Below are 619 nucleotides of genomic sequence, written 5' to 3'. Positions count from 1 at the left end.
GATCATGTTCGGCAGGCTCAAAGATTGGCGGCGTGTGGCAACGCGGTATGATCGCTGCCCCAAGGTATTCCTTTCCGCAATCGCTCTCGCCGCAATCGTCATCTATTGGCTATGAGTCCTGACCCTAGCTGAGTGCAAGCGCTTATCGTGACGCCTAAAAACAATAGAGAAAATCTATCTTTCGACATAAACAATCTCCCTCTAAAAGATCACCACCCGGCGCTATTGTATCATAAAGGTCAAAGAATAACGATCCTCTAGAACATACTAGGGTCAGGACCCATAAGGCCGCTTGAACCCTTTGGATAGTCGTGATTCACGCCCGCAAACTACGGGGGCAACATGAGCGACTACTACTGGTTGACGGAGGCGCAGATGGAGCGTCTTCGACCGCACTTTCCGAAATCACGTGGCGTACCAAGGGTCGATGATCGGCGGGTGCTGAGTGGGATCATCTACGTCAAACGGAACGGTTTGCAGTGGCGCGACGCGCCATCGGTGTATGGCCCGCACAAGACGCTCTACAACCGGTTCGTCAGATGGTCTCGTATGGGTGTGTTCGCACGCATCTTCAAGGACTTGGCGCAACCAGGGCGAGACGGAGACACCATCATGATAG

Annotated in this window: 1 protein-coding gene and 1 pseudogene; both read left to right on the top strand. The window is 53.2% G+C overall.

Translation table 11 applies throughout. The features are described 5' to 3' along the window. Window positions 1-115, top strand: a pseudogene (locus IT41_RS21200) (IS5/IS1182 family transposase); the annotation flags it as partial. Window positions 116-342: 227 nt separating this feature from the next. Next, window positions 343-619: IS5 family transposase (locus IT41_RS19290; protein WP_036741137.1), on the top strand; the 277-nt coding region annotated here is incomplete at its 3' end.

It is taken from the genome of Paracoccus halophilus (genome assembly GCF_000763905.1).
In the GTDB taxonomy this organism is placed as follows: Bacteria; Pseudomonadota; Alphaproteobacteria; order Rhodobacterales; family Rhodobacteraceae; genus Paracoccus; species Paracoccus halophilus.
The sequence above is the reverse complement of the archived record's forward strand: the minus strand, read 5'-3'. Positions and strand labels throughout refer to the sequence as shown.